The organism is Stenotrophomonas sp. Steno-C15, assembly GCF_056393265.1.
This window is the reverse complement of record NZ_JBWJPF010000006.1, coordinates 145,929-168,302: the sequence shown is the minus strand read 5'-3', so window position 1 is coordinate 168,302 and position 22,374 is coordinate 145,929. Positions and strand designations below refer to the sequence as shown.

The following is a 22,374-nucleotide window of genomic DNA, read 5'->3' as shown; positions in this document are numbered from 1 at the left end:
ACCGGTCAGAGCAGGCCTTCGCGCTTCACGGCCAGGTAGCGTTCCACCAGCGCGGCCGGCAGGGCATCGGCGGTCACGTCCAGAACCATCACCTTCTCGCTGCGCAGTGCCTCGTGCGCCTTCGCGCGCTGCTGCAGGTACAGCGCCGCGGCGCCGGCCTGCGCGGCGTCCTCCAGCGTATGCACCTCGCCTTCGAGCGCGCCGTCCAGCTCGTGCTCGCGTAGGCTGGCCACGCACACCAGGTGGCGGCGCTGCAGCAGGCGCACCGCGGCCAGGAGGTCCTCGATGTCTTCGTCGCGCACGTTGCTGACCAGCATCACCAGCGCACGGCGTCGCTGGCGCAGGGATACTTCGGTGGCGGCGGCCAGGTAATCGGTGGCTACCGGCTGCGGCTGCAGGTCGTAGCTGGCCCGCAGCAGATGCTCGACGGTGCCCATGCCGCGCTGTGGCTGCACCCACCGACGCTCGCCGCCGACGGCGAACAGGCCAGCCGCATCGCCCTGCCGCAACGCCAGATAGGCGACCACCAGCGAGGCGTTCAAGGCATGGTCGAAGTGCGAGAGTCCGCCTTCGCTGGCCAGCATGCGGCGGCCACTGTCGAGCATCAGCAGCAACTGCTGGTTCTTCTCGTCCTGGTACTCGCGGGAGATCAGCTTGCGTGCGCGGGCGGTGGCCTTCCAGTCGAGCTGGCGCAGGCTGTCGCCGACGCGGTACTCGCGCATCTGGTGGAAGTCAGTGCCTTCACCACGCCGGCGCTTCACGTGGGCGCCCACCAGGCGTGAGGCCTGATCGGCGCTGAACAGCGCGAAGCGGGTCAGCGGCACGAAGTTCGGATAGACGCGGACGTCCAGCAGAGGGGGCAGGGTGCGCTGCTGCCACCACAGGCGCCATGGCGAGCGGATGCGCAGCTGCACGCCCTCGAAGCGGAAGCGTCCGCGCTGCTGCGGCTGCAGGGTGTAGTGCAGCGCGCAGGCATGCCCGGGACGCAGCTGCACGCGCTGGGGCAGCGACTCCAGCGGCCAGCCACCCGGCACCAGATCGAATACCTGCACCCGCATCGGCTCTGTGGTCTGCAGGCGCAGGCCCACCTCGCGGCGCACGCCCAGGGCCAGCGCTTCGGGCAGCTCGCGCTGCACCTGTGGCGACGGTCGCCGGGCCTGCTGCCACAGGTCCAGCAACGCCAGCGTACCGATCACCGTGGCGACCAGTGCCCAGCTCCAGCGCGGCAACGCGCCGGCCAGCACCACGCCTCCCAGCGCAGCCCAGGCCAGCAGCAGGACCAGCAGCAGCGGCGCAGGCCTCATCGGCGCGGTGCTTCCACCTTGGCCAGCAGCGCACCCAGCACATCGTCGGCGTCCTGGCCTTCGATCTGCAGTTCCGGTGCCAGCGCGATACGGTGGCGCAGCGCCGGACGCGCGATGTCGCGCACGTCATCGGGGGTGACGAAGTCACGACCGGCCAGCACGGCCTGCGCGCGCGCAGCACGCACCAGTGCGATGCTGCCGCGCGGTCCAGCGCCCACGGCGATACCGGGCCATTGCCGGGTGGCGGCGACGATGCGCACGGCGTAGTCGATCACCTCGTCATCGACGGTGATCGCGGCCGTGGCCTGCTGCAGCTGCAGCAGTTCTCCGGCGCCCAGTACGCGCGGCACCCGGCTCAGATCGAAATCGCTGGCGGCGCGGCCACGGGTGATGGCCGTGACCATGCGTTTCTCGTCCTCCAGCTGCGGATAGTCGATCAGCACCTTCAACAGGAAGCGATCCAGCTGCGCTTCCGGCAGCGGGTAGGTGCCTTCCTGTTCCAGCGGGTTCTGCGTGGCCAGGGCCATGAACGGGGGCGCCAGGGTGAACGCCTTGCCTTCGATGGTCACCTGGCCCTCCTGCATCACTTCCAGCAGTGCGGACTGGGTCTTGGCCGGTGCCCGGTTGATCTCGTCGGCCAGCAGCAGGTTGGTGAACACCGGCCCGCGACGGATCTTGAAGCTCTCGCTCTTCGGATCGTAGACGGCGTGGCCGCTGACATCGCTGGGCATCAGGTCCGGCGTGAACTGCACGCGGCCATAGTCCAGTTCCAGTGCCTGCGCCAGTGCGCGCACCAGCAGTGTCTTGCCCAGTCCGGGCACGCCTTCGATCAGGACATGGCCGCCAGCGAGAAGGGCAACCAGGATCTGGTCAAGCACGTCAGCCTGGCCGATGAAGGCGTGGCCGACGGCCTGGCGGATGGCGTCGACGCGTTCGATCAGGCGGGCATTGGCGGCCGCCGGACGTTCGGGGACTTCGGTCATAGCAGGGATCTCATCTGGAGCAGCAAGCGGATGCGCTCGCGCAGGGCGGAGGAATCGTGCGGCGGAGGGGGAGTCAGGGCACTGGCAACGCGGCTGCGCGGCCACTGCAGCAGTTCGGCGATGGCCTGTTCGCGTGGCGCGCCTTCCAGCGCAGCAGCGAGTGGCGCGCGCAGGCGCAGGCGATGCACGAACAGGGCATGCACGGCCTGGTACAGGCGCACGCCCTGGCCGAAGCGCAGCAGCAGTTCGCCGCTGGCGCGCACATGTTCCAGCAGCGAGCGGCGCTCGATCACGGGCGATGGCAACAGGCTGCCGAACCGCTGCGAGCGCGCCCACAGCCAGGCCAGCAGTGCCATCAGCAGCGGTACCCACAGCGGCCAGCCCTGGTAGAACAGGCGCACCCACAGTGACGGCGGACGACTGGCATAGACCAGCCACATGGCGCCCTTGCCGTAATTGGGATCGAGCAGGTAGCGGGTCAGATCGCGGTGGGAACGGTCGTGCAGGCCGTCGCTGGTCTGGCCCTTGGCTGCGGCCATCCGCGCGGCCTGCGACTCCACTTCGCTGCGCATGAAATCCATGTCCGCCAGCACGCTCACCCGGCCCTGGCCGTGACGCAGGCGCGCGAACACCAGGTCGTGCCCGCTGCCCCACCGGCGTTCGGTCCGCGCCTCAGCGGCGAAGCCAAGCGTGAAGCGGCGGCCCTGGCAGAATTCCACGTGGCCGGGATCGTCCTGGACATGGAAGGGCTGGCAGTCGCTGCGCTGGTAAAGGCTGTCCACGCCGAGTGCATCCAGCAGCGGCCCCTGTGTGCTGCCGGCATCGTCCTCGGCCGGCGGCGGCGTGCGCAGCAGCAGATGGCCACCGCCGTCGACCCACGCCAACAGCGCCCTGGCGGCCGGCGCCGGCAGCTCGCTGCTGTCCTGCAGCAGCACCACCGTGTCCTGCGGCCCCAGCGCCATCTGCTGCAGGTCCAGCCGCGGCCGCGCATGCACCTCGATGCCATCGGCGCGCAGCGCCTGCCCGAGCACGTACAGCGGGTTGTAACGGGCCTCGCCCTGCGGTGGCAGCGTGACCGTTTCGGTGACCCGCTCATGGGTACGCATGAACAGGATCGCCAGTGGCACGCCGAGCAGCAGCAGCGTCCCCAGCAACAGTGACCAGAACAGGCGCGGGTTCATGCCTGCCACCCGTACTGCTGGCGCAGGGTCGTGGCCAGCGCATCGAAATCGCCGCGGCTGGGCAGGTGACCACCGTAGGCGGCGTATTGCCACATCCGCACGATGCGCGCGAACAGTTCACGGTCGACGCTGTCGGGCATGCGTCGCGAGGCACGCAGGCACTGCGATTCGGTGGCGCCCGGAGGCAGTGCGATGCCGGCACGCTCGCTGACCGTGCGCACGCTGGCCCGGTACAACAGGGCCAGCGCCTGGCGCGGCCGGCCCTGGTCCCACAGCAGACCAGCCTGGGTCGCCACGTCCGGCGGCAGCACCACCGGCAGCTCGACCTGTTCCTCGACCACGTGCGGCGCCGCTGCGGCCCGGCGGCGGCCCGAGCCGCGCAGCCACGGCAGCCACAACCGTGCAGTCAGCACCAGCACCAGAAGGAGGGCACCGAGCAGGCCCCACAGGCCCCATTCGGCCAATCGCGCCAGCCAGGCGATGCTGCTGCTGCGCGACGTGCGTTGGCTCTGGCTGCTGCCGTCGCGTTCCAGTTCCTTGCGTGCGTCCTTTTTCTCTTCCGCCTCTTCGATCGCTTTCCACTGCGTGACCTGGCGGGTCGGGCGCTGCAATGGATCCTCGTAGGCGCGGCTCACGGCCTGGCGGAAGCCCGCGGTATCCACCGGGGTGTCGCCGAAGATCATGGCGGGTGTATCGCCGGGGCTGATCTGCGGTGCCCGGCGCGCGTCGCTCTTGCGGTTGCTCGATGCGTCACCCTCCTGCGCGTGCACCGGCATGGAGGTGAGCGGCAGTGCCAGGCACAGCAGCAGCGCCAGCGACGAGGCAACCGGCAGCAGGCGTTCGCGCAGCCGGCGCAGGGCGATCTCCACGTCCCAGGCTTCCATCTGTGTACGTCGATTCAAGTACAGGCCGAACCCTGCACCGACGTAGAACGGTCCGATCAGTACGGAGGCCAGCCAGCAGGCCAGATTGAATCCCAGCTTCGCCCAGGCGGGCGTGTCCTTGCCGATCATGTCCCAAGCCGCGCGCCAGGAATCGGAGAGCAGCTCGAACGGGATGAACATGAACACCGCGCCGATCGCGCCTGCGACCAGTACGCCCTCGAACACCATGCAGGCGACGGTCAGCACCAGCGCCGGACCCGCCGCGCCGGCTGCGACCGCGCGCCGGCGCGGGCCACGCTGTTCGGCGGTGTTGCCCTCCAGCAGGTTGACCGGCAGGCACAGGCTGCGCAGCACGCTGAAGCGACGCCAGCCCAGGTAGCCCCAGAAACCACGGTTGCCCCACTGCCGCTGTGCCCGCAGGGCGGCCAGGGCGGTGACCGGCTCGCCGAACACACCGCGTGACAGCACATACAGCGGCGCGCGTTCGAACACGGGCTTGCACCACCACATCAGCAGCCAGGCCAGGCCGAATGCGTCCAGCCACCAGCCCAGTGCGTTGGCGATCACGAACAGTGGTGCGCTGGCCAGCAGCCAGTTGCCCCACACCGCACGCGCATGCCGGCGGGTCAGCGCGCTGCCCAGCTCCATCGCTTCCCAGCCGCTGCGTGCGCGCAGCACGACGTCCAGGCGATCAATGCGCATCGCCGCCTCCGCGTCCGCCACGCCACAACCACAGCAGCACGCCGGCCCACAGCACCCCGGCCACACTGAACTTGCCCCACGCCGGCACTTCGGCAATGGACGACCAGAACGCCTCCACGAACGCCGCGACCAGCAACATGAAGGCCACGCCCAGGCACAGCCGGGCACCGATGCGGCCACCTTCGACCAGTGCGTCCAGGCGGCTGCGGCGTCCGGGCGCCAGCAGCTTCATGCCCAGCTGCAGACCGGCGCCGCCTGCGATGACGATGGCGGTGAGCTCGAATGCACCGTGGCCGACCACGAAGCGCCAGAAGGGATCACCATGGCCGATGTGCTGCAGGTGGCCGGCCACCGCGCCGATGATGACGCCGTTGAACAACAGCACCAGCAGCGTGCCCAGCCCGGCCAGCAGGCCACTGGCGAAAGTGCGCAGGGCGATGCTGATGTTGTTCATGATGTAGTGGCCGAACATCATCCAGTCGGTACCGCTGTCGCGGCCCAGGCGTTCGGCAGCCGGGTCGTACATGCGTTCCATTTCGGCGATCTGGCGGTTGTCCATCACCTGGTGGATCAGGTCCGGGTACAGCTGCACCAGCACGAAGCAGCCCACCGCCGGCAGCGCGAACATCGCCAGGGCGGCCCACATGCTGCGTGCCTGGCTGCGCACCAGCAGCGGGAAATCGGCCACCAGGAATTCAAGCGCGCGCCGCCAGCGCGTGGGAGGCGTCCGGTACAGCACGCTGTGGCCCTGCTGCATCAGCTGTTGCAGGCGCTGCACCAACTGCGGGCTGTAGCCCCGCTCACGGGCCAGTGCCAGCTGCTGGCACAGCCGCCGGTAACGCTGTGGAAACGCAGTGTCGTCCAGCGTGGTGGCCGCGGGCTGGCGGCGGCGACGGCGGGAGGCGCCGGCACGCAGCAGCAGCCACTGCTCCAGGTCCAGCCATTCCTGCTGATGGCGGGCGACGAACTGTTCCTGCTTCATCGCCGTCCCAGCAACCAGTTGGCCATCGCATACAGGCGCAGCACGCTGACCTGGCCATGGGTGCCGGTCAATGGTTCGGCGATGGCGGCCAGTTCCTGCTGGCGGAGCGGTGCCAGCCGCGGGGCACGCTCGGCGAAGGCCAGCAGCGCCGCCTGTTCCTCCGGCCGCAGCGGCTGCGGCGGCGCCAGCACGCTGTCGATGGTGGCCGGCGGCGGCAGGTACAGCGCCGGCGCGTGCACCACCACGGTGCCGGCGACCAGATCGCCCAGGCGGCGGCCGTGCGCGTCGAACAGGCTGCTGAGCAGGCCCAGCGCGTAGGCGAACGGCAGCATGTCGACGGTCCGCAGCAGGTTGCGGGTGATCGCCGCCATCCAGCCCACCGGCGCGCCATCACGGGCCAGCACGCGCAGGCCCAGCGCGCGCTTGCCCGGGGTGCGGCCCCACAGCGCCTCGCAGACGATCGGATACGCCCAGTACACCAGGAACATCAGGGCCAGGTAGAGGCCGGTGCCGAATTCCTTCAACAGTGCCAGCGGGATCGACAGCGCGGCAAGAATCGCGAAACGAATGGCCAGATCGACCAGCCAGGCCAGCGCACGTGGCACCGGACCGGCGGCCGGCAGCTGCAGCGGCACGCCTTCCGGCGTCACCACCTCGCGGTAGGTGTCGAGCATCGGTGCGGCCATCAGAGCGACGGCCTTCGTTGTGGGCGCTGGAGTCCTCTCCGGCTGGCAACCACAGGCATGGGTGTCTCGACAGTTCCTGGTCGGGCCCAGACTTTAGCAGAGCGCGCCGGCAGTCGAGGGCCTCAGCCCAGGTATTCGTCCTTCAGCCGGACGTAGTGGTCGGCCGAGTAATGCAGCGACTCGATCTCCCTGTCGCTCAGCATGCGCGCCGGCCGGGCGGGATTGCCCAGCCAGAGTTCGCCTTCGCCGACCACCTTGCCCGGGCCCACCACTGCACCAGCACCGACGAAGCCGTGGCGCTCCACGCGCGCGCCATCGAGGATGCAGGCGCCCATTCCGATCAGGCTGTAATCGCCGATGCTGCAGGCATGGATGATGCAGCCGTGGCCGACTGTCACGCCTTCGCCGATCAGGGTCGGATGGCCGGCCTTGTTGTACGGGCTGTGATGGCTGACGTGGATGATGGTGCCGTCCTGCACGTTGGTGCGGGCGCCGATGCGGACGAAATTGACGTCGCCACGGATGACGGTACCCGGCCAGATCGAAACATCGTCGGCAAGCTCCACGTCACCAATGAGGGTACACGCCGGGTCGACGTATACGCGTGCGCCGAGCACCGGCATCTTGTCGCGGAAAGGGCGCAGCGGGGTCATCGGTGTCTCCGGAAATCAGGGCGATCGCGACGATGATACGCGGGCCGCTGCGCTCGCCGGGCATGGCCCGGCGCCACCGTCGATGCTGCGTTACGCCACGCGTCCGCGCCGTGCACGCTCCAGGTGCACCAGCAGCAGCGAGATCGCGGCCGGCGTCATGCCGGGGATGCGCTGCGCCTGGCCAATGGTCTGCGGACGCACACGTTCCAGCTTCTGCAGCACTTCGACCGACAGGCCACGCACGCTGGCGTAGTCGAAGCCTTCAGCGATCGGCGTGGCTTCGTGCCGCTGCTGGCGCGCGATCTCGTCGCGCTGGCGGTCCAGGTAGCCGGCGTATTTCACGCCGATCTCGACCTGCTCGGCCACCTTGCCATCGGCCACTGCCGGGCCGAGCGAGGGCACCTGCATCAGCTGCGCGTAATCCAGCTCGGGGCGCTTGATCAGGTCGAGCACATTGGTTTCGCGGCTGACAGTCACCCCCAGCGTGTCCTGCACTTCGCGGCCCAGGGCATTGGCCGGGGTCGCCCACAGCGCCCCCAGCCGCGCACGTTCGGCGGCTACGGCAGCTTGCTTGGCCTCGAACGCCATCCAGCGCCGATCATCGACCAGTCCCATGTCGCGGCCAACCGGAGTCAGGCGCTGGTCGGCGTTGTCCTCGCGCAGCTGCAGCCGGTACTCGGCGCGGCTGGTGAACATGCGGTACGGCTCGTTGGTGCCGTGGGTGATCAGATCATCCACCAGCACGCCCAGATACGCTTCGTCGCGGCGCGGGCACCAGCCATCCAGGCCGCGCACCTGGCGGGCCGCATTGAGGCCGGCCAGCAGGCCCTGCGCGGCCGCCTCTTCGTAACCGGTGGTGCCGTTGATCTGGCCAGCGAAGAACAGGCCGTTGACCAGCTTGGTTTCCAGCGAAGCCTTCAACCCGCGCGGATCGAAGAAGTCGTACTCGATGGCGTAGCCGGGGCGGGTGATGTGCGCGTTCTGGAAGCCCCGGATGCTGCGCACCATCTCCAGCTGCACGTCGAACGGCAGCGAGGTGGAGATGCCGTTGGGATAGATTTCGACGATGCCCAGCCCCTCAGGCTCGACGAAGATCTGGTGGCTGGCCTTTTCGGCGAAGCGCACCACCTTGTCCTCGATGGAGGGGCAGTAACGCGGGCCGATGCCTTCGATCTGGCCGCTGTACAGCGGCGAGCGATGCAGGGCGTCACGGATGATCTGGTGGGTCTGCTCGGTGGTATGGGTGATCCAGCAGCTGACCTGCTGCGGATGTTCGTCCACCGAGCCGAGGAAGGACATCACCGGCCGCGGCGTGTCACCGGGCTGCTCGTCCATCATGCTGTAATCCAGCGAGCGGCCGTCGATGCGCGGTGGCGTGCCGGTCTTCAGGCGATCGACCTGGAACGGGCGCTCGCGCAGGCGTGCGGCCAGCGTGGTGGCCGGCGGATCGCCCATGCGGCCGGCGGCGTACTGGGTCGGACCGACGTGGATCTTGCCGGCCAGGAAGGTGCCGGCGGTCAGCACCACCGCCTCCGCATCGAAGCGCAGGCCGGTCTGGGTGATGACGCCGCGCACGGCGTCGCCCTCGATGACCAGATCATCGACGGCCGCCTGGAACACGGTCAGGTTGGCCTGGCCCTCGACGAGGGCGCGGATCGCCATGCGGTACAGGTTGCGGTCGGCCTGGCAGCGGGTGGCGCGCACCGCCGGACCCTTGGAGGCATTGAGCGTGCGCCACTGGATGCCGGCGCGGTCGGCGGCATGCGCCATCGCCCCGCCAAGGGCGTCGATCTCCTTGACCAGATGGCCCTTGCCGATACCGCCGATGGCCGGATTGCAGCTCATCGCGCCCACCGTTTCGATGTTGTGGGTCAGCAGGAGGGTGCGCACGCCGGTGCGGGCCGCGGCCAGCGCGGCCTCGGTGCCGGCGTGGCCACCGCCGATGACGATGACGTCGTAACGATGGAAGGAGTGGGTCATGGGGGCGGAGTCGATGGGGGCGGACGCGGCCGGAGGCGGTGCCGGGGTGGCGATTTTAGCGCCATTCGGCAGGGCGACGCCCGGAGAAGCCAGGGCCGGACGAAATTGACCCTAAAGTTGGCAGGATTTTTGCAGATAACCCAATAGCACCCATCGTGGCTGGCGCCGAAGGCGCCCGTGACCGGAATTGGAACAGGGGCCGGTACAGGCGCACGATGGGGGAGCAGAGGGCCGGCAGTCGGGGGACTGTCCGGCCCTGTTTTTCTTCGCCGAAGGCATCCGCAAAAACAGACGGCCCCGCATTGCGGGGCCGTCTGCCTTCAGAGGTGCCGACATCCGACAGGGCCGGAACAGGGGGGATCCAGATGTTCCTGTCGGATATCGACGTAGAGCTTTCCGCGACGGCCCATACCGCTTCTTGTCACTTTGTGACGCGGGCCGTCACAACCGCTTTAGATTGCCGCTTGGACCGTGTGAAATGCAAGACGGTTCAGCGCTCAAGTGTGCGCTGCGTCGCACGATCCATGTTGCGCCAGGGGGAACCGTTCATCCTGGGCGCACTCGGTGCCGGCGCCGGGCGGGCCGGCGGTGCCGGGCGCTGCACGCTCGGCTGCGGCGGGCGTCGCATCGAGTCCATGTTCCGCCACGGTGAGCCGCCATTGTTCTCGCGCGGCGGACGCGGCGGACGGTTCTCGCCATTGCCCGGCGGGCGCGGTGGCGGGCGGTGATTGTGCGGTGGACGATAGATCGGACGCGAGTAGTACGGGTAGCCATAGCCGCCGTAATAGCCGCCATAGCCTCCGTAGTACGGGCCGTAGTTGTAGGGATAGCCGGCGGGGTAGCGGTACTCCACCGACGGCGCACCGTGGTAGTAGCTGCCGCTGCGGCCACCGCCGACATAGTCGTAGGTGGTGCAGCCGGTCAGGGCCAGCAACAGGCCACCGGCAAGCATCAGGCGCGTTTTCATGTGGGTCCCCCCAGAACGGGTGTGCAGTCAGCTTCGGGCGTGGGCATTGAATCGGCCCTTAATTCCACCACCCAGGATGAATGGCGGCGAAGGCCTGCATGCTGGCATGGCCTGTGCCGGGGTCGCCAGCACGAGGGCATACGTTAATCTTGCGTCATGAGCGATTCACTGTTGCCCCGTGCCGAAGATGTCCTGGCTGCCGCCGCGAGGATCGCGCCGCACGCAAGTGTGACGCCGGTGCTGCGCTCGCGCACCCTCGACACGCTTGCCGGCGCACGCCTGGCCTTCAAGGCCGAGCACCTGCAGCGGGGCGGCGCGTTCAAGTTCCGGGGCGCCTGCAACGCCGTCTGGTCGCTGTCGGACGAGCGCGCCGCACGAGGTGTGGTCACCCATTCATCGGGAAATCATGGCGCGGCCCTGGCGCTGGCGGCACGGACGCGAGGCATTCCCTGCCATGTGGTGGTGCCCGAGGGCGCCGTCGCCGCCAAGCTGGCCAACATCGCGCGCCATGGCGCCACGCTCTGGCGTTGCGCGCCGACCATTGCCGAGCGTGAGGCCACCTGCGCCAGGGTGCAGGCCGACACCGGTGCAACCCTGGTGCACCCGTATGCCGATCCGGCGGTGATGGCAGGGCAGGGCACCGCTGCGCTGGAGCTGCTGCACAGCGACGGGCCGTTCGACGTGCTGGTGGTGCCAGTGGGCGGTGGTGGTCTGGCCAGCGGTACTGCGCTGGCGCTGCAGCTGGCCGGCCCGCAGACCCGGCTGGTGCTGGCCGAACCGGCTGGTGCCGACGATACCGCCCGCTCACTTGCCGCCGGCGAGCGGCAGGGCGCGTTCACCCCCGATACCGTCTGCGATGGCCTGCGCACCCTGATCGGTGCGCCCAACTTCGCGCTGCTGCGTGCTGCCGGTGCGGAGGTCATCGTGGTCGACGACGCCGCCACCCTGGCTGCGATGCGCGTGCTGTGGGAGGTGCTCAAGCAGGTGGTTGAACCGTCTTCGGCGACGGTGCTGGCGGCGGTGCTGTCCCAGCCGGAACGGTTTGCCGGGCAGCGGGTGGGCCTGGTGCTGTCCGGTGGCAACGTCGATCTTCCCGCCCTGCGCTGGGGCATGCCTTGAGCCGCGGCCGGCACCGCGAGCGTACCGGCCTGTTCGGTTGGGCGTGGCGGCTGTTCGTGCTGCTGGTGATCTGGCTGCTGGGCGTGACCGCATGGATCGTCTGGGTGGGAGAGCGTGATCAGGCCGCCCAGGCCGATGCGATCATCGTGCTCGGTGCGGCCGCCTATGACGCCAAGCCGTCGCCGGTCTTCGAGGAGCGCATCCGTCATGGCCTGGACCTGTACGAGGCCCGGTATGCGCCGCTGCTGATCTTCACCGGGGGGTATGGCGGCAGCGGCGCCCGCTTCTCCGAATCGCAGGTGGCGCGGCGCTATGCGCTCAAGCACGGCGTTCCGGACGATGCGATCCTGATTGAAACCGCCTCGCGCAACACCGTGCAGAATCTGATCGAGGCCAAGCGGCTGATGGATCAGCGCAACCTGCACCGGGTGATCATCGTCAGCGATCCGCTGCACATGGCACGCGCGCTGCGCCTGAGCCGGGCGCTGGGCATCGATGCGCTGGCGTCATCGACGCCGAGCACCCGCTTCCGCAGCTTCCACACCAGCTGGCGTTTCCTGCTGCAGGAAATCTATTTCTTCCATCGCGATCTGGTGCGGCCACCGCTGAGTTCGCCGGCCAATACCTGAGCGGCTGCCGCCTGCCTTGGGTGGGTGCCGACCTTGGTCGGCGCATCACCCGTGATCGATCGATCAGGTCTGCTTGCGGCGGATCGGAATGGCCGACACCGGTACCGAGGCCACGTCGTGGCCGCCTTCGCGGATCGGCGCGCCCGGGTCCGGTGCCCAGGCATGGGCATAGATCACTTCCCAACTGCTGGGCAGCGTGCCATCGGCACGGCGCATCGGCTCGTAGGCGGCCGCCGCAGCGGCGAAGCGCCCGCGGCCGGTCAGCGTATGCCGACGGTCCACCCGCGCATTGGTCGCGCCCATCGCCCGCAGTTCGCGCATCAAGGCGGGCAGATCCTCGTAGGTCAGGGTGAACAGGTCGCGGTCCAGCACGGGGTCGCGGAAGCCGGCCATCATCAGCGCGTCGCCGAACTGTGCGATCTGCGCGAAACGGCTGACGTGCGGGCGATCATCGGCAGCAGCGAACGCTTCGTTGAGCTCGATCAGGGTTTCCGGCCCGAAAGTCGAGCACAACAGCAGGCCGCCGGGCTTGAGCACGCGGCGGAAGCCGGCGAACACTGCAGGCAGATCGTCCACCCATTGCAGGCAGAGATTGCTGAAGATCACATCCACACTGTTGTCGGCCAGCGGCAACGCCGCCGCATCGGCGCACAGGCGCTGGAAGGGCTTCCACCAGCCGGCCTGGCGCCTGGCCTGATCGAGCATCGGCAGGGCGATATCCAGCGCGATCACCTGTGCCTTCGGCCAGCGCTTTTTCATCAGTGCGCTGGCATGGCCGGTACCGGCACCGATGTCCAGCACCACCTCGGGCCTGCGTGCCTCCAGGTAGTCCAGCGATTCCACCAGCCGTGACTGCACTTCGCGCTGCAGGGCAGCGGCGGCGTCATAGCTGCTGGCGGCGCGGGAGAACGCACGGCGCACATGGCGGGGATCGAAGTGGGACGGCATTGCAGGATCTCTCAGAACGTACCGGGGTAGGCGCCGCCATCGATCAGCAGGTTCTGCCCGGTGATGTAGCCGGCCTGTGCGCTGCACAGGAAAGCGCAGGACGCGCCGAATTCGTCGGCGGTGCCGAAGCGGCCGGCGGGGATCTGCTGGCGGCGGCGCTCGGCGATCTCTCCGGCATCGCCATCCTTGCCCGCGCTGTGGGCGAAGTTGGCGCGCAGGCGATCAGTGTCGAACTGGCCAGGCAGCAGATTGTTGAGGGTGACGTTGTGGGCGACCGTGCGCCGCGACAGACCGGCGACGAAGCCGGTCAAGCCACTGCGCGCGCCGTTGGACAACGCCAGGGTATCGATCGGCGCCTTCACCGCCGACGAGGTGATGTTGACGATACGGCCGAAGCCGCGTTCGATCATCGCGTCCACGGTGGCGCGGATCAGCGCGATCGGGGCCAGCATGTTGGCGTCCAGTGCAGCGATCCAGTCGTCACGCTCGAAGCTGCGGAAATCGCCCGGCGGCGGCCCGCCCGCGTTGTTGACCAGGATGTCCACCTGCGGGCAGGCGGCCAACGCAGCGGCACGTCCGGCTTCTGTGCTGACGTCGGCAGCGACCGCGTGCACCTCGCCGGCGCCGGGCAGTGCGCGCAGATGCTCGGCGGCGGCCTGCAGGGCTGCCTCGCCGCGCGCAACGATCACCACGTTCACGCCTTCGCGCGCCAGGGCGCGCGCGCATCCCAGGCCCAGCCCCTTGCTTGCACCGCAGACCAGGGCCCAGCGGCCCTTGATACCCAGATCCATGCGTCAGCCCTGCGCAGTTCGAAGGAACGTCATTGTCCGTCATCCGCCGGTGTCAGGCCGGCAACGAAGCGTTGCAGGACGGCGGCCACTTCGTCGGCGTGGCCGAGGAAGGGGGCGTGGCCGCCGTGAGCGATGGTCAGCGCCTGTCCGCCGGGCGCGAGCGCCGCTGCAGCCTGTATGGCGGCCGGTGGCACCAGCCTGTCGCGTTGACCGGCGATCCACAGGCTGGGCTTGCCCAGTGCCGGCAGGGCGCCGCGCAGGTCGGTGCTTTCCAGCAGCTGCAGACCCTCCCGCAGGGCGCGTGCGGTCGGTGCACCGCGTTCCACCAGGCGCTGGCGCAGGGTGCGCAGTTCCTCGCGGGCGTGCGCCGAACCCATTACATCCAGGGCCAGGAATCGTTCCAGCGTGCCACCGAAATCGCCGGCCAGCTCACGGCCGAACTGCTCGAACACGGCCGGCTCCACCGCATGCGGCCAGTCGTCGCCGCGCACGAAGCGGGGCGTGGCAGCGATCATCGCCAGTCCCCGCACTTTCGGCAGGGTCGCCGCGGCATGCAGTGCGAACAGCCCGCCCAGCGACCACCCGCACCACACCGCCGGTGGCGTGGCGGCGGCGATCGCGTTGACCACGAAGGGCAGGCGCAACGGCGTGGTGTCCTCGCGGCTGTGGCCGTGTCCGGGAAGATCGACCAGGTGCAGGGTGAACTGCTGCGCCAGGCGCTGGACCAGCGGCGCGAACACACCGCCCTGCAGGGCCCAGCCGTGGATCAGTACCAGGTCCGGCCCCTGGCCGGCGACTTCGATATGCATGCGGAAACCAGCCGAACCTCAAGCCAGGGCCGGCAACGGCGGTGGCGCGGCCTCGCGCGGCGTGATCGAGAGGCGATCACGCGCGCTGGCGATGGCCTCGACCAGCCCCCGCACCTGGTCTGCCGTGTGCAGGGCAGAGAGGGTGACGCGCAGGCGTGCCTTGCCCTCTGGAACGGTCGGCGGGCGAATCGCTCCGACCAGCCATCCCGCCTGCTCCAGCGCCTTGGACAGCGCCAGTGCGGTGTGGTCATCGCCGCACAGCAGGGGCTGGATCGGTGTCTCCGATGCCATCAGGTCCAGCCCGTGGCGGCGCGCTTCGCCGCGGAACAGTGCGATCAGGTCGACCAGCTTGGTGCGGCGCCAGTTGTCGCGGCGTGCCAGGCGCACTGCTTCCAGTGCCGCCGCCGCCAGCGCCGGCGGCATCGCGGTGGTGTAGATGTAGGGGCGGGCGGTTTCGGCCAGATGCTCGATCAGGTCTTCGCGGCCCAGCACCACCGCGCCGGCGCTGCCCAGCGCCTTGCCCAGGGTGACCAGTTGCAACGGCACGTCGTTCACGCCCAGACCGGCGGCCGCCACCGTGCCCCGGCCATCGCCGACCACGCCAACGCCATGTGCATCGTCCACATAGAACAGTGCCTGCTGCAGGCGCGCGACCAGTGACAGTGCGCGCAGCGGCGCGACGTCGCCGTCCATGCTGAAGACACCATCGGTGGCCAGCATCGCTGCGCCATCGGCTGCGTGCCTGAGCTGGCGCATGGCCCCTTCCGCATCCAGGTGCGGATAGCGGCGCAGGCGTGCGCCCGCCAGCCGCGTGGCATCGAGCAGACTGGCGTGATTGAGCTTGTCCTGCACGCAGACGTCGTTCTCTTCGCTCAGCAGCGCCTGCTGCACCGCCAGGTTGGCGGAAAAACCGCTGCCGAACAGCAGTGCGCGCGGGTAGCCCAGCCACTCGGCCATTTCGCGTTCCAGAGCATCGTGCATCGCGTGGTGGCCGCAGACCAGGTGCGATGCGCCGGCCCCGGCGCCTTCGCGGGCGGCCGCGTCCTGCAATGCATTGACCACGCTGAACTGCTGGGCCAGGCCCAGATAGTCGTTGCTGCAGAAGCCGGTCAGCCAGCGGCCTTCCACTTCCAGGCAGACGCCATCGCGGCGGGTGACCGTGCGCCGTGGGCGGCGACGACCTTGGGCATCGCGCAGCGCGCGCTGGTCCTGGATGCGGGCGGTGAGGTCGGGGCGGGCCATGGCGGCGGGAGGCGGCGACGGGGCGGCTAGGGTAGCGCGTTGCCGCGACGCCTGCTCGGGCCCCGTCTCAGGCTGCGTGAGCGCAGCCGCAGCCGGGTGCAACGCTGCCGATATCGGCATGTACGGTACCGCCGTGGTCGTGGCCCTCGGCGTCCACCTGCACCGCCATCGGCTGCAGGCCCAGCCGCGCGAACAATGCCAGATCGCGCTCGCTTTCCGGGTTGCCGGTGGTCAGCAGCCTGTCGCCATAGAAGATGGAGTTGGCGCCGGCCAGGAAGCACAGCGCCTGCAGTTCGTCGCTCATCGCCTCGCGGCCGGCCGACAGGCGCACCATCGAACGCGGCATGGCAATGCGTGCCACCGCGATCATGCGCACGAACTCGAACGGGTCCAGTTCGGCACTGCCGTGCAGCGGCGTACCGGCCACCTGCACCAGTCTGTTGATCGGCACCGAATCCGGATGGGCCGGCAGCGTGGCCAGGGCCAGCAGCAGTCCCACGCGCTGCGCCCGCGTCTCGCCCATGCCGACGATGCCGCCGCAGCAGGTCTTCAGGCCTGCATCCCGCACGTGTTCCAGCGTGTCCAGGCGGTCCTGGTACTGGCGGGTATGGATGACCGAGTCGTAATAGTCCGGCGCGGTGTCGAGGTTATGGTTGTAGTAGTCCAGGCCGGCGTCCTTCAGTGCCCGTGCCTGGTCGCCACTGAGCATGCCCAGCGTGGCGCAGGTCTCCAGGCCCAGTGCCTTCACCCCGGCGATCATCGCGGCCACTTTCGGGATGTCGCGATCCTTCGGCGACCGCCAGGCCGCGCCCATGCAGAAGCGCGACGCACCGGCAGCCTTGGCCTGGCGCGCCTTGGCCAGCACCGCTTCGGTGTCCATCAGCTTCTGTGCGTTGACGCCGGTGCTGTAGCGCTGGGCCTGCGGGCAGTACGCGCAGTCCTCCGGGCAGCCGCCGGTCTTCACCGACAGCAGCGTGGAGACCTGCACCCGGGCGGGGTCGAAGTGCTCGCGATGGACCGCAGCGGCGCGGAACAACAGGTCGGTGAGGGGGAGTTCGAACAGCGCCTGCAGTTCATCGTGTTGCCAGTCGTGGCGGATGGCAGTGGCCATGGCGGGACCCGGGTACGAGTGGAGCGAGGGCGGCAGTGTGGAGGGGGGTGGAAAGGCTGTCAACTCTGTAGTGTATTTAGTGGTTTACAGTGCGCCGGTTGATCAGGCCGACGCGGATGGCCGCGTTTCACCGCTTCCTGCAAGGCTTGCGGCCACAGTGACTACTGCCCAGCGGAAGCGCTTGCGCGCAGACTCTGTCCCATGACCGATCTCCATCGACTTCGCGGCCGCATCAGCGCGCTGGTCCTCAGTGAGGCCTGGCGCCGCCGCGCCGCACTCTGGGGCGGTGCCGTGGCCGTGGCGCTGGTGGCCATTCTGTTCGCCAAGGCCAGCGACGCGGCGTTCCATCTGTTCCAGCGCATCACCACCCATTCGCCGTGGTGGGCGCTGCTGCTGACGCCAGGCATCTTCGCGCTGCTGGCATGGCTGACCAGCGGTGTACTGAAGCCTACCCGCGGCAGCGGCATTCCCCAGGTCATCGCTGCGCTGGACAAGCCGGATGCCTCGTTCCGCGCGACGAATCTTTCACCGGCGGTATCGGCCGGCAAGCTGCTGCTGACGTCACTGTCGTTGTTGGGCGGTGCTTCGGTCGGCCGCGAAGGTCCGACCGTGCACGTGGGTGCAAGCCTGATGTACCTGTTCGGTCGTTGGTTTGGTTTCAAGGACCCGCGTGAGCTGTCGCACTTCCTGCTGGCGGGCGGCGCCGCAGGCATCGCGGCAGCATTCAATACCCCGTTGGCAGGCATCGTGTTCGCCATCGAGGAACTCAGCGGCCGCTTCGAGCACCGGTTCTCGGGCACGCTGCTGACGGCGGTGATCGTCGGTGGTGTGGTATCGCTGGGTCTGCTGGGCAACTACACCTACTTCGGCCATGTTTCGGCGCGGCTTCCGCTGGGCCAGGGCTGGCTGGCGATCCTGCTGTGCGGTGTGGTGGCGGGATTGCTGGGAGGACTGTTCGCGCGCGCCGTACTGGCGAGCGCGGCAGGCCGTCCGCGCTGGCTGGGGCAACTGCGCCAGCGCCATCCCGTGCTGTTGGCCGCCGGCTGCGGCCTGGTGGTGGTGGCGCTGGCGATGCTGTTTGGTGAAGGTGCGTTCGGCACCGGCTACGAACAGGCACGCAGTCTGGTGCAGGGTCACGCGCTGGTGGGTCATGAGTTCGGGCTGATGAAGCTGCTGGCCAACCTGGCCTCCTATGTGGCCGGTATCCCCGGGGGCCTGTTCTCGCCTGCGCTCGCGGTCGGTGCCGGGTTGGGCCACAACCTGGCCGTGCTGATGCCCGGCGTGGATCCACGCGCGTTCGTGCTGCTCGGCATGTGTGCGTATCTGACCGGCGTCACCCAGGCCCCACTGACCTCCGCCGTCATCTCGCTGGAACTGACGGACAGCGGTGACCTGCTGCTGCCGATTCTGGCCACGGTACTGATTGCCCGCGGGGTATCCGGTCTGGTGTGCCGGGTGCCGATCTATCGTGGCCTGGCCGAGCTGCTGATGGTGCCAGGCCCATCGGCCGATGCCACGTCCGTCGATCCCGGTCGAAAGTAGGTGATCCGCGTACGTGCCCGGCAGATGCTGCCAGGGAGAGGCGACCGGCAGCCACCCTGGCAGGCCATGCAGTAGGGGCATGGTGGGTCATGCCCGTCGGCACACGATGACGGGCATTTCACCGACCCATGTCTGGTCCGTCCGCCGATGGCGTCGCTGCCTGCCATGCGCGAGCCTGCGGCATGCGCATCGTCCACCGCATCGTCGCCGGGCCCCCGTTGCAACGGCTGCTGCGCCTGCTGATTCCACTACGCTGCCTGGTCTGCAATGACCCGGGTCACGACGAGCTGGATCTCTGTCCGGCCTGCTACGCCGGACTGCCGTGGTCGGGTCGCGCCTGCCTGCGCTGCGCGCTGCCGCTGCCGGATGCGGCCCTGATCGTCTGCGGCAGCTGCCGCGAGGAGGCACCACCGCAGCTGGCCACGCACGCGAGCCTGCTGTACCTGCCGCCGGTGGACCAGCTGCTGGTGCGCTACAAGTTCCATCAGGACCTGGCGGCCGGACGCCTGCTCGCGCAGCTGATGCAACGCGCGCCGCCGCCCTGGTCGTGCGCGCCGCTGGTGCCGGTGCCATTGCATGATCGGCGCCTGCGCCAGCGTGGTTACAACCAGGCCGCCGAACTATGCCGGTTGCTGCCGATGCCGGTCTGGCAGGGCCTGTACCGTCGCCGGCATACGGCACCACAGTCCGAACGCACGGCCGAACAGCGCAGGGACAACCTGTTCGACGCCTTCGATGCACATGCGCCGGTGCCGCCGCGGCTGACCGTGGTCGATGATGTGATGACCACCGGCAGCACCGTGATGGAAATCGCTGAGACACTGCGCTGCGTGGGTGCCGCAGAGGTGCGCGTGTGGGTCTGCGCACGGGTTCCGTGATCGCCCTCTTCATCGCCAGGGGCTAGGATGAAGCCGATTCCGGATCGAAGGAGTGGTCATGAATTCCCCCTTGTCTCCCCTGTTGTCGGCGGTCGGTCGCAGCTGGTGGATCCTGCTGCTGTATGGCCTGGTCGCACTCGGCTTCGGCATCATCGCGATCGGCTGGCCGCTGTCGGCGGCGACGGCCCTGGCCTGGACGCTGGGCGTGATGGCCATCATCGAAGGTGTCATCAGCCTGTTCGCGCTGATCAGCGGTGGCAGCGGTGTCTCGCGTGGCTGGCTGGCGCTGTACGCCATCGCCTCGCTCGGCTTCGGCATTCTGGCGGTGATCAATCCGCTGGCCACCGCCAGCGTGCTGGTGCTGTTCCTGGCAGCGTGGCTGCTGGTGGCCGGCATCTACCGCATCGTGTACGCAATCCGCGTGCGCAGGCAGATCCAGGGCGAGTGGTTGCTGATACTCAGTGGTGTGCTGGCGGTGGTGCTGGGCCTGCTGTTTGCGGCCAATCCCTACGCGGGCGTGGCCGTGACCACGCTGTGGATCGGCATCGGCAGCCTGCTGTATGGGCTGCTGCAGGTGCTGGTGGCATTCAAGCTGAGGAAGCTGAAGTGAGGCGGGCGGGTTCGTTTCTGCTGGTCGCGGTGCTGGGCCTGGCCGGTTGCATGCCCGGCGCAACAGCGGATGCGGAGGCTGGCAGGGATCATGCGCCGCGTCCGGGCGTGGATGTGCGTCTGAGCGCAGTCGATGCTGCCGGCAATGGCACACCGGTGCAGTGGCAGGGTGAAACACTCGCGCTGCGCGAGCCGCCGATCGCCGGCAGTGCCGACATTGCCGATGTGCGTTACGTGCTGGACCAGAGCCAGCAGCCTGGCCTGCAGATCCGCTATCGCAAGGAGGCACAGCAGCGCATCCACGATGGCACGGCCGCACTGGTGGGGAAGCGGGTGGCGATCAGCGTGGATGGCCGCTTGCTGACGGTGGCGACGGTGAGTGGTCCGTTCGGCGAATCGATGATGTTGAGTGGCCTGCCCAGCGTGGCCGAGGCGCAGGAACTGGCATGGCACATCACCGGCCAGCGGGTGCCGGCGCCCTGAACCCTGCTCAGCGCTGCCTGGTCGCGAATCTGGCCTCGATTTCCTCCAGCGACCTGCCCTTGGTTTCCGGCAGCCAGAACGCAGCCACCAGGAAGAACACGAATGTGCATGCCGCCCAGAACAGGAACATGCTGGCGTAGCCATAGTGGCCCACGGTCGGCAGGAAGATCGCGGCGATGGTGGTGGACACGAACTGATTGATCAGCAGCGCGATGCTCATGCCATTGGAGCGGATCCGGTTGGGCATCAGCTCGGACAGTGCCAGCCATACGCAGACGCCAGGGCCCACCGCGAAGAAGGCAACGAACACGAGGATGCAGGCGGCCACCGCCCAGCCGTGGGCCGGCGTTGGCACCGGCCCGATCCGCGCCTGCTCGATGCGCAGTGGTGCGTGCGCTGCGCCGGCCGGGTCTGCGAACGGATTCAGGTGCAGGGTGCGGAAGAAGGCGCCGATGACGCTGTCCGGCTGCACGGTGCCGGCACGGTCGATGCGCAGCTCGCGATCGATCAGGTTGTCACTGCGCAGTGCGCGCACGTTGGTGAAATCGCCATAGGCGTAGGAGATGGTCAACTGCATCGGACGGCCTTCGCTGTCGATGCCGTCAGTGAGGCGTTGCCACTGCGCCTCGTCCAATACCAGATGCAGGCCATCGCCGCTGGCTGCGGCCTGCAGCTGCGGCTGCACATCGGCGCGGCCGCGTTCGGCCTGGAAAAACAGGGTGGCGGCGGCCAGCAGCGCCACGCAGATACCGCCGCTGCCGAGCATCAGCAGGAACTTGCGGCCCTTGCGATCCACCAGCAGCAGCGCGACCACGGTCATCACCGCATTGAGCAGCTTGATCGCCACGTCGGCGCCATTGGCCACCGAACCGGACAGGCCCGCCTGGTTGAGGATGTTCACCGCATAGGCGAGCACCGAGTTGATGCCGGTGGCCTGGGTGCAGGCCAGGACCACGCAGGCCAGCACGAACGGCACCACGTAGCGGCGGCTGAGCAGCGGATCACGCCTGCCGTTCGTGCCACTGGAATCCGGTGCCTGGATGCGCGCGAGCGTGGGCTCGACCTCGGCGGCAGGCAGCACCCGCTGCAGGCTGCGACGGGCGTCGTCCACCCGACCACGGCGGACCAGCCAGCGCGGTGACTCCGACAGCCAGAAAATGCCGGCACAGAACACCAGGCCCGGCGTCAGGCAGCTCCAGAAGATGGTCCGCCACGCATGGTCCTTCACGGCGAACAGTTCCTGCGCCTGCTGTGCCAGCGGCAGCGAGCGCACGGTTTCGGCAGCGGCATCCACGGCCTGGGCGTGGTACAGGCCGATCAGCGCCGCCAGCACCAGTCCGATGGTCAGCAGCAGCTGGAACATCGCTGCACCCCGGCCACGCCGCTCCGGACTGAGCACCTCGGCCAGGTACAGGGGTACCACCACTCCGATCAGGCCGCCGCTGATGCCCTGCAGCAGTCGGCCCAGCAGCAGCGGCGTGTAGCCCGAAGCGAGCGCCATGATGGGAATGGAGGCGGTGAACAGAACGCCAGCCAGCAGCATCGCGCCGCGGCGTCCGATCAGATCGGCCACCATGCCGGCAAACAAAGAGGACAGCACACTGCCCAGCAGAACGGCTGCAACGACGAATCCCAGCTGCTGGCTGCTGAGCTGCCAGGCCTGGCTGGCGGTCGCTTCCAGATAGGGCAGGGCACCGGCAATGATGCCGATATCGATGCCGTACAGCAGGCCGCCGAGGCCGCCGATGAAGAGCAGATAGCGTACGGGCCAGCGCGGAGCGGTGCTTGCAGTCATCGGCAGTTCCTGTGGTAGCGCCGGGCCCTGCCCGGCGGCGGTTCTTCGCAGATTGCGTTCTGTGGCGCCGCGCGATGCGTGGCTCTACGGCAGGGA

21 protein-coding genes are annotated in these 22,374 nt (G+C 68.8%); 6 read left to right on the top strand and 15 right to left on the bottom strand.

Features of this window, described 5'->3' with window-relative positions; genetic code table 11:
* Positions 1–5: 5 nt before the first annotated feature.
* From AC06FB_RS07570 to AC06FB_RS07530, 9 genes are all read right to left on the bottom strand, one after another.
* The gene (locus AC06FB_RS07570; protein WP_459062423.1) at positions 6–1,304 is read right to left on the bottom strand and encodes a DUF58 domain-containing protein; all 1,299 of its coding nucleotides are present in this window, start codon (positions 1,302–1,304) and stop codon (positions 6–8) included.
* A complete protein-coding gene (locus tag AC06FB_RS07565; protein ID WP_053517976.1) occupies positions 1,301–2,287 on the bottom strand; it encodes an AAA family ATPase in 987 nt (328 codons plus the stop codon). Before AC06FB_RS07565 ends, AC06FB_RS07570 begins: the two co-directional genes overlap by 4 nt.
* The gene (locus AC06FB_RS07560; protein ID WP_459062422.1) at positions 2,284–3,468 is read right to left on the bottom strand and encodes a DUF4350 domain-containing protein; all 1,185 of its coding nucleotides are present in this window, start codon (positions 3,466–3,468) and stop codon (positions 2,284–2,286) included. The genes AC06FB_RS07565 and AC06FB_RS07560 overlap by 4 nt, the downstream gene beginning before the upstream one ends.
* Positions 3,465–5,054 carry a DUF4129 domain-containing protein gene (locus AC06FB_RS07555; RefSeq protein ID WP_478053521.1) on the bottom strand — a complete coding sequence of 530 codons (1,590 nt, stop codon included), beginning with the start codon at positions 5,052–5,054 and terminating at the stop codon, positions 3,465–3,467. The genes AC06FB_RS07560 and AC06FB_RS07555 overlap by 4 nt, the downstream gene beginning before the upstream one ends.
* Positions 5,044–6,036 (bottom strand): stage II sporulation protein M, encoded by a 993-nt coding sequence (locus AC06FB_RS07550; protein WP_053517980.1) that lies wholly within the window; start codon positions 6,034–6,036, stop codon positions 5,044–5,046. Before AC06FB_RS07550 ends, AC06FB_RS07555 begins: the two co-directional genes overlap by 11 nt.
* Complete coding sequence (locus tag AC06FB_RS07545; protein ID WP_478053520.1) at positions 6,033–6,722, bottom strand: RDD family protein; 690 nt, start codon at positions 6,720–6,722, stop codon at positions 6,033–6,035. Before AC06FB_RS07545 ends, AC06FB_RS07550 begins: the two co-directional genes overlap by 4 nt.
* A gap of 122 nt (positions 6,723–6,844) precedes the next feature.
* A complete protein-coding gene (locus AC06FB_RS07540; RefSeq protein ID WP_053517982.1) occupies positions 6,845–7,375 on the bottom strand; it encodes a gamma carbonic anhydrase family protein in 531 nt (176 codons plus the stop codon).
* A 90-nt stretch (positions 7,376–7,465) separates the two neighbouring features.
* Positions 7,466–9,355 (bottom strand): tRNA uridine-5-carboxymethylaminomethyl(34) synthesis enzyme MnmG, encoded by a 1,890-nt coding sequence (gene mnmG, locus AC06FB_RS07535; RefSeq protein WP_478053519.1) that lies wholly within the window; start codon positions 9,353–9,355, stop codon positions 7,466–7,468.
* Positions 9,356–9,845: 490 nt separating this feature from the next.
* Positions 9,846–10,322, bottom strand: a complete 477-nt coding sequence (locus tag AC06FB_RS07530) for a hypothetical protein (RefSeq protein ID WP_053517985.1) — start codon at positions 10,320–10,322, stop codon at positions 9,846–9,848.
* Positions 10,323–10,478: 156 nt separating this feature from the next.
* On the opposite strand from AC06FB_RS07530, the gene AC06FB_RS07525 reads away from it, so the two are divergent.
* The gene (locus tag AC06FB_RS07525; protein ID WP_478053518.1) at positions 10,479–11,441 is read left to right on the top strand and encodes a pyridoxal-phosphate dependent enzyme; all 963 of its coding nucleotides are present in this window, start codon (positions 10,479–10,481) and stop codon (positions 11,439–11,441) included.
* Positions 11,438–12,070 (top strand): YdcF family protein, encoded by a 633-nt coding sequence (locus tag AC06FB_RS07520; protein ID WP_111187213.1) that lies wholly within the window; start codon positions 11,438–11,440, stop codon positions 12,068–12,070. Before AC06FB_RS07525 ends, AC06FB_RS07520 begins: the two co-directional genes overlap by 4 nt.
* A 63-nt stretch (positions 12,071–12,133) precedes the next feature.
* Here the strand turns inward: AC06FB_RS07520 and bioC are convergent, their stop codons facing one another.
* The 5 genes from bioC to bioB all read right to left on the bottom strand — a co-directional run bounded on the left by bioC (position 12,134) and on the right by bioB (position 16,971).
* Complete coding sequence (gene bioC / locus AC06FB_RS07515; RefSeq protein WP_053517990.1) at positions 12,134–13,018, bottom strand: malonyl-ACP O-methyltransferase BioC; 885 nt, start codon at positions 13,016–13,018, stop codon at positions 12,134–12,136.
* A gap of 11 nt (positions 13,019–13,029) precedes the next feature.
* Complete coding sequence (locus AC06FB_RS07510; RefSeq protein ID WP_461289907.1) at positions 13,030–13,809, bottom strand: SDR family oxidoreductase; 780 nt, start codon at positions 13,807–13,809, stop codon at positions 13,030–13,032.
* A 29-nt stretch (positions 13,810–13,838) separates the two neighbouring features.
* Positions 13,839–14,618 carry a pimeloyl-ACP methyl ester esterase BioH gene (gene bioH, locus AC06FB_RS07505; protein WP_262219011.1) on the bottom strand — a complete coding sequence of 260 codons (780 nt, stop codon included), beginning with the start codon at positions 14,616–14,618 and terminating at the stop codon, positions 13,839–13,841.
* A gap of 18 nt (positions 14,619–14,636) precedes the next feature.
* Entirely contained in the window at positions 14,637–15,860 is a 1,224-nt protein-coding gene (gene bioF / locus AC06FB_RS07500) for an 8-amino-7-oxononanoate synthase (protein WP_478053517.1), read from the bottom strand.
* A gap of 67 nt (positions 15,861–15,927) precedes the next feature.
* The gene (bioB, locus tag AC06FB_RS07495; protein WP_277381179.1) at positions 15,928–16,971 is read right to left on the bottom strand and encodes a biotin synthase BioB; all 1,044 of its coding nucleotides are present in this window, start codon (positions 16,969–16,971) and stop codon (positions 15,928–15,930) included.
* A 201-nt stretch (positions 16,972–17,172) separates the two neighbouring features.
* On the opposite strand from bioB, the gene AC06FB_RS07490 reads away from it, so the two are divergent.
* The 4 genes from AC06FB_RS07490 to AC06FB_RS07475 all read left to right on the top strand — a co-directional run bounded on the left by AC06FB_RS07490 (position 17,173) and on the right by AC06FB_RS07475 (position 20,483).
* The gene (locus AC06FB_RS07490) at positions 17,173–18,513 is read left to right on the top strand and encodes a chloride channel protein (protein ID WP_065174319.1); all 1,341 of its coding nucleotides are present in this window, start codon (positions 17,173–17,175) and stop codon (positions 18,511–18,513) included.
* A gap of 182 nt (positions 18,514–18,695) precedes the next feature.
* Positions 18,696–19,391 (top strand): ComF family protein, encoded by a 696-nt coding sequence (locus tag AC06FB_RS07485; RefSeq protein WP_065174320.1) that lies wholly within the window; start codon positions 18,696–18,698, stop codon positions 19,389–19,391.
* 58 nt (positions 19,392–19,449) lie between these two features.
* Complete coding sequence (locus AC06FB_RS07480; protein ID WP_253119155.1) at positions 19,450–20,001, top strand: HdeD family acid-resistance protein; 552 nt, start codon at positions 19,450–19,452, stop codon at positions 19,999–20,001.
* On the top strand, positions 19,998–20,483 hold the full coding sequence (locus AC06FB_RS07475; protein WP_478053516.1) for a SecDF P1 head subdomain-containing protein: 486 nt from the start codon (positions 19,998–20,000) through the stop codon (positions 20,481–20,483). Before AC06FB_RS07480 ends, AC06FB_RS07475 begins: the two co-directional genes overlap by 4 nt.
* Before the next feature lie 7 nt (positions 20,484–20,490).
* Here AC06FB_RS07475 and AC06FB_RS07470 read toward each other — a convergent pair whose 3' ends face one another.
* A complete protein-coding gene (locus tag AC06FB_RS07470; RefSeq protein ID WP_478053515.1) occupies positions 20,491–22,278 on the bottom strand; it encodes an MFS transporter in 1,788 nt (595 codons plus the stop codon).
* Between the last annotated feature and the right edge of the window lie 96 nt (positions 22,279–22,374).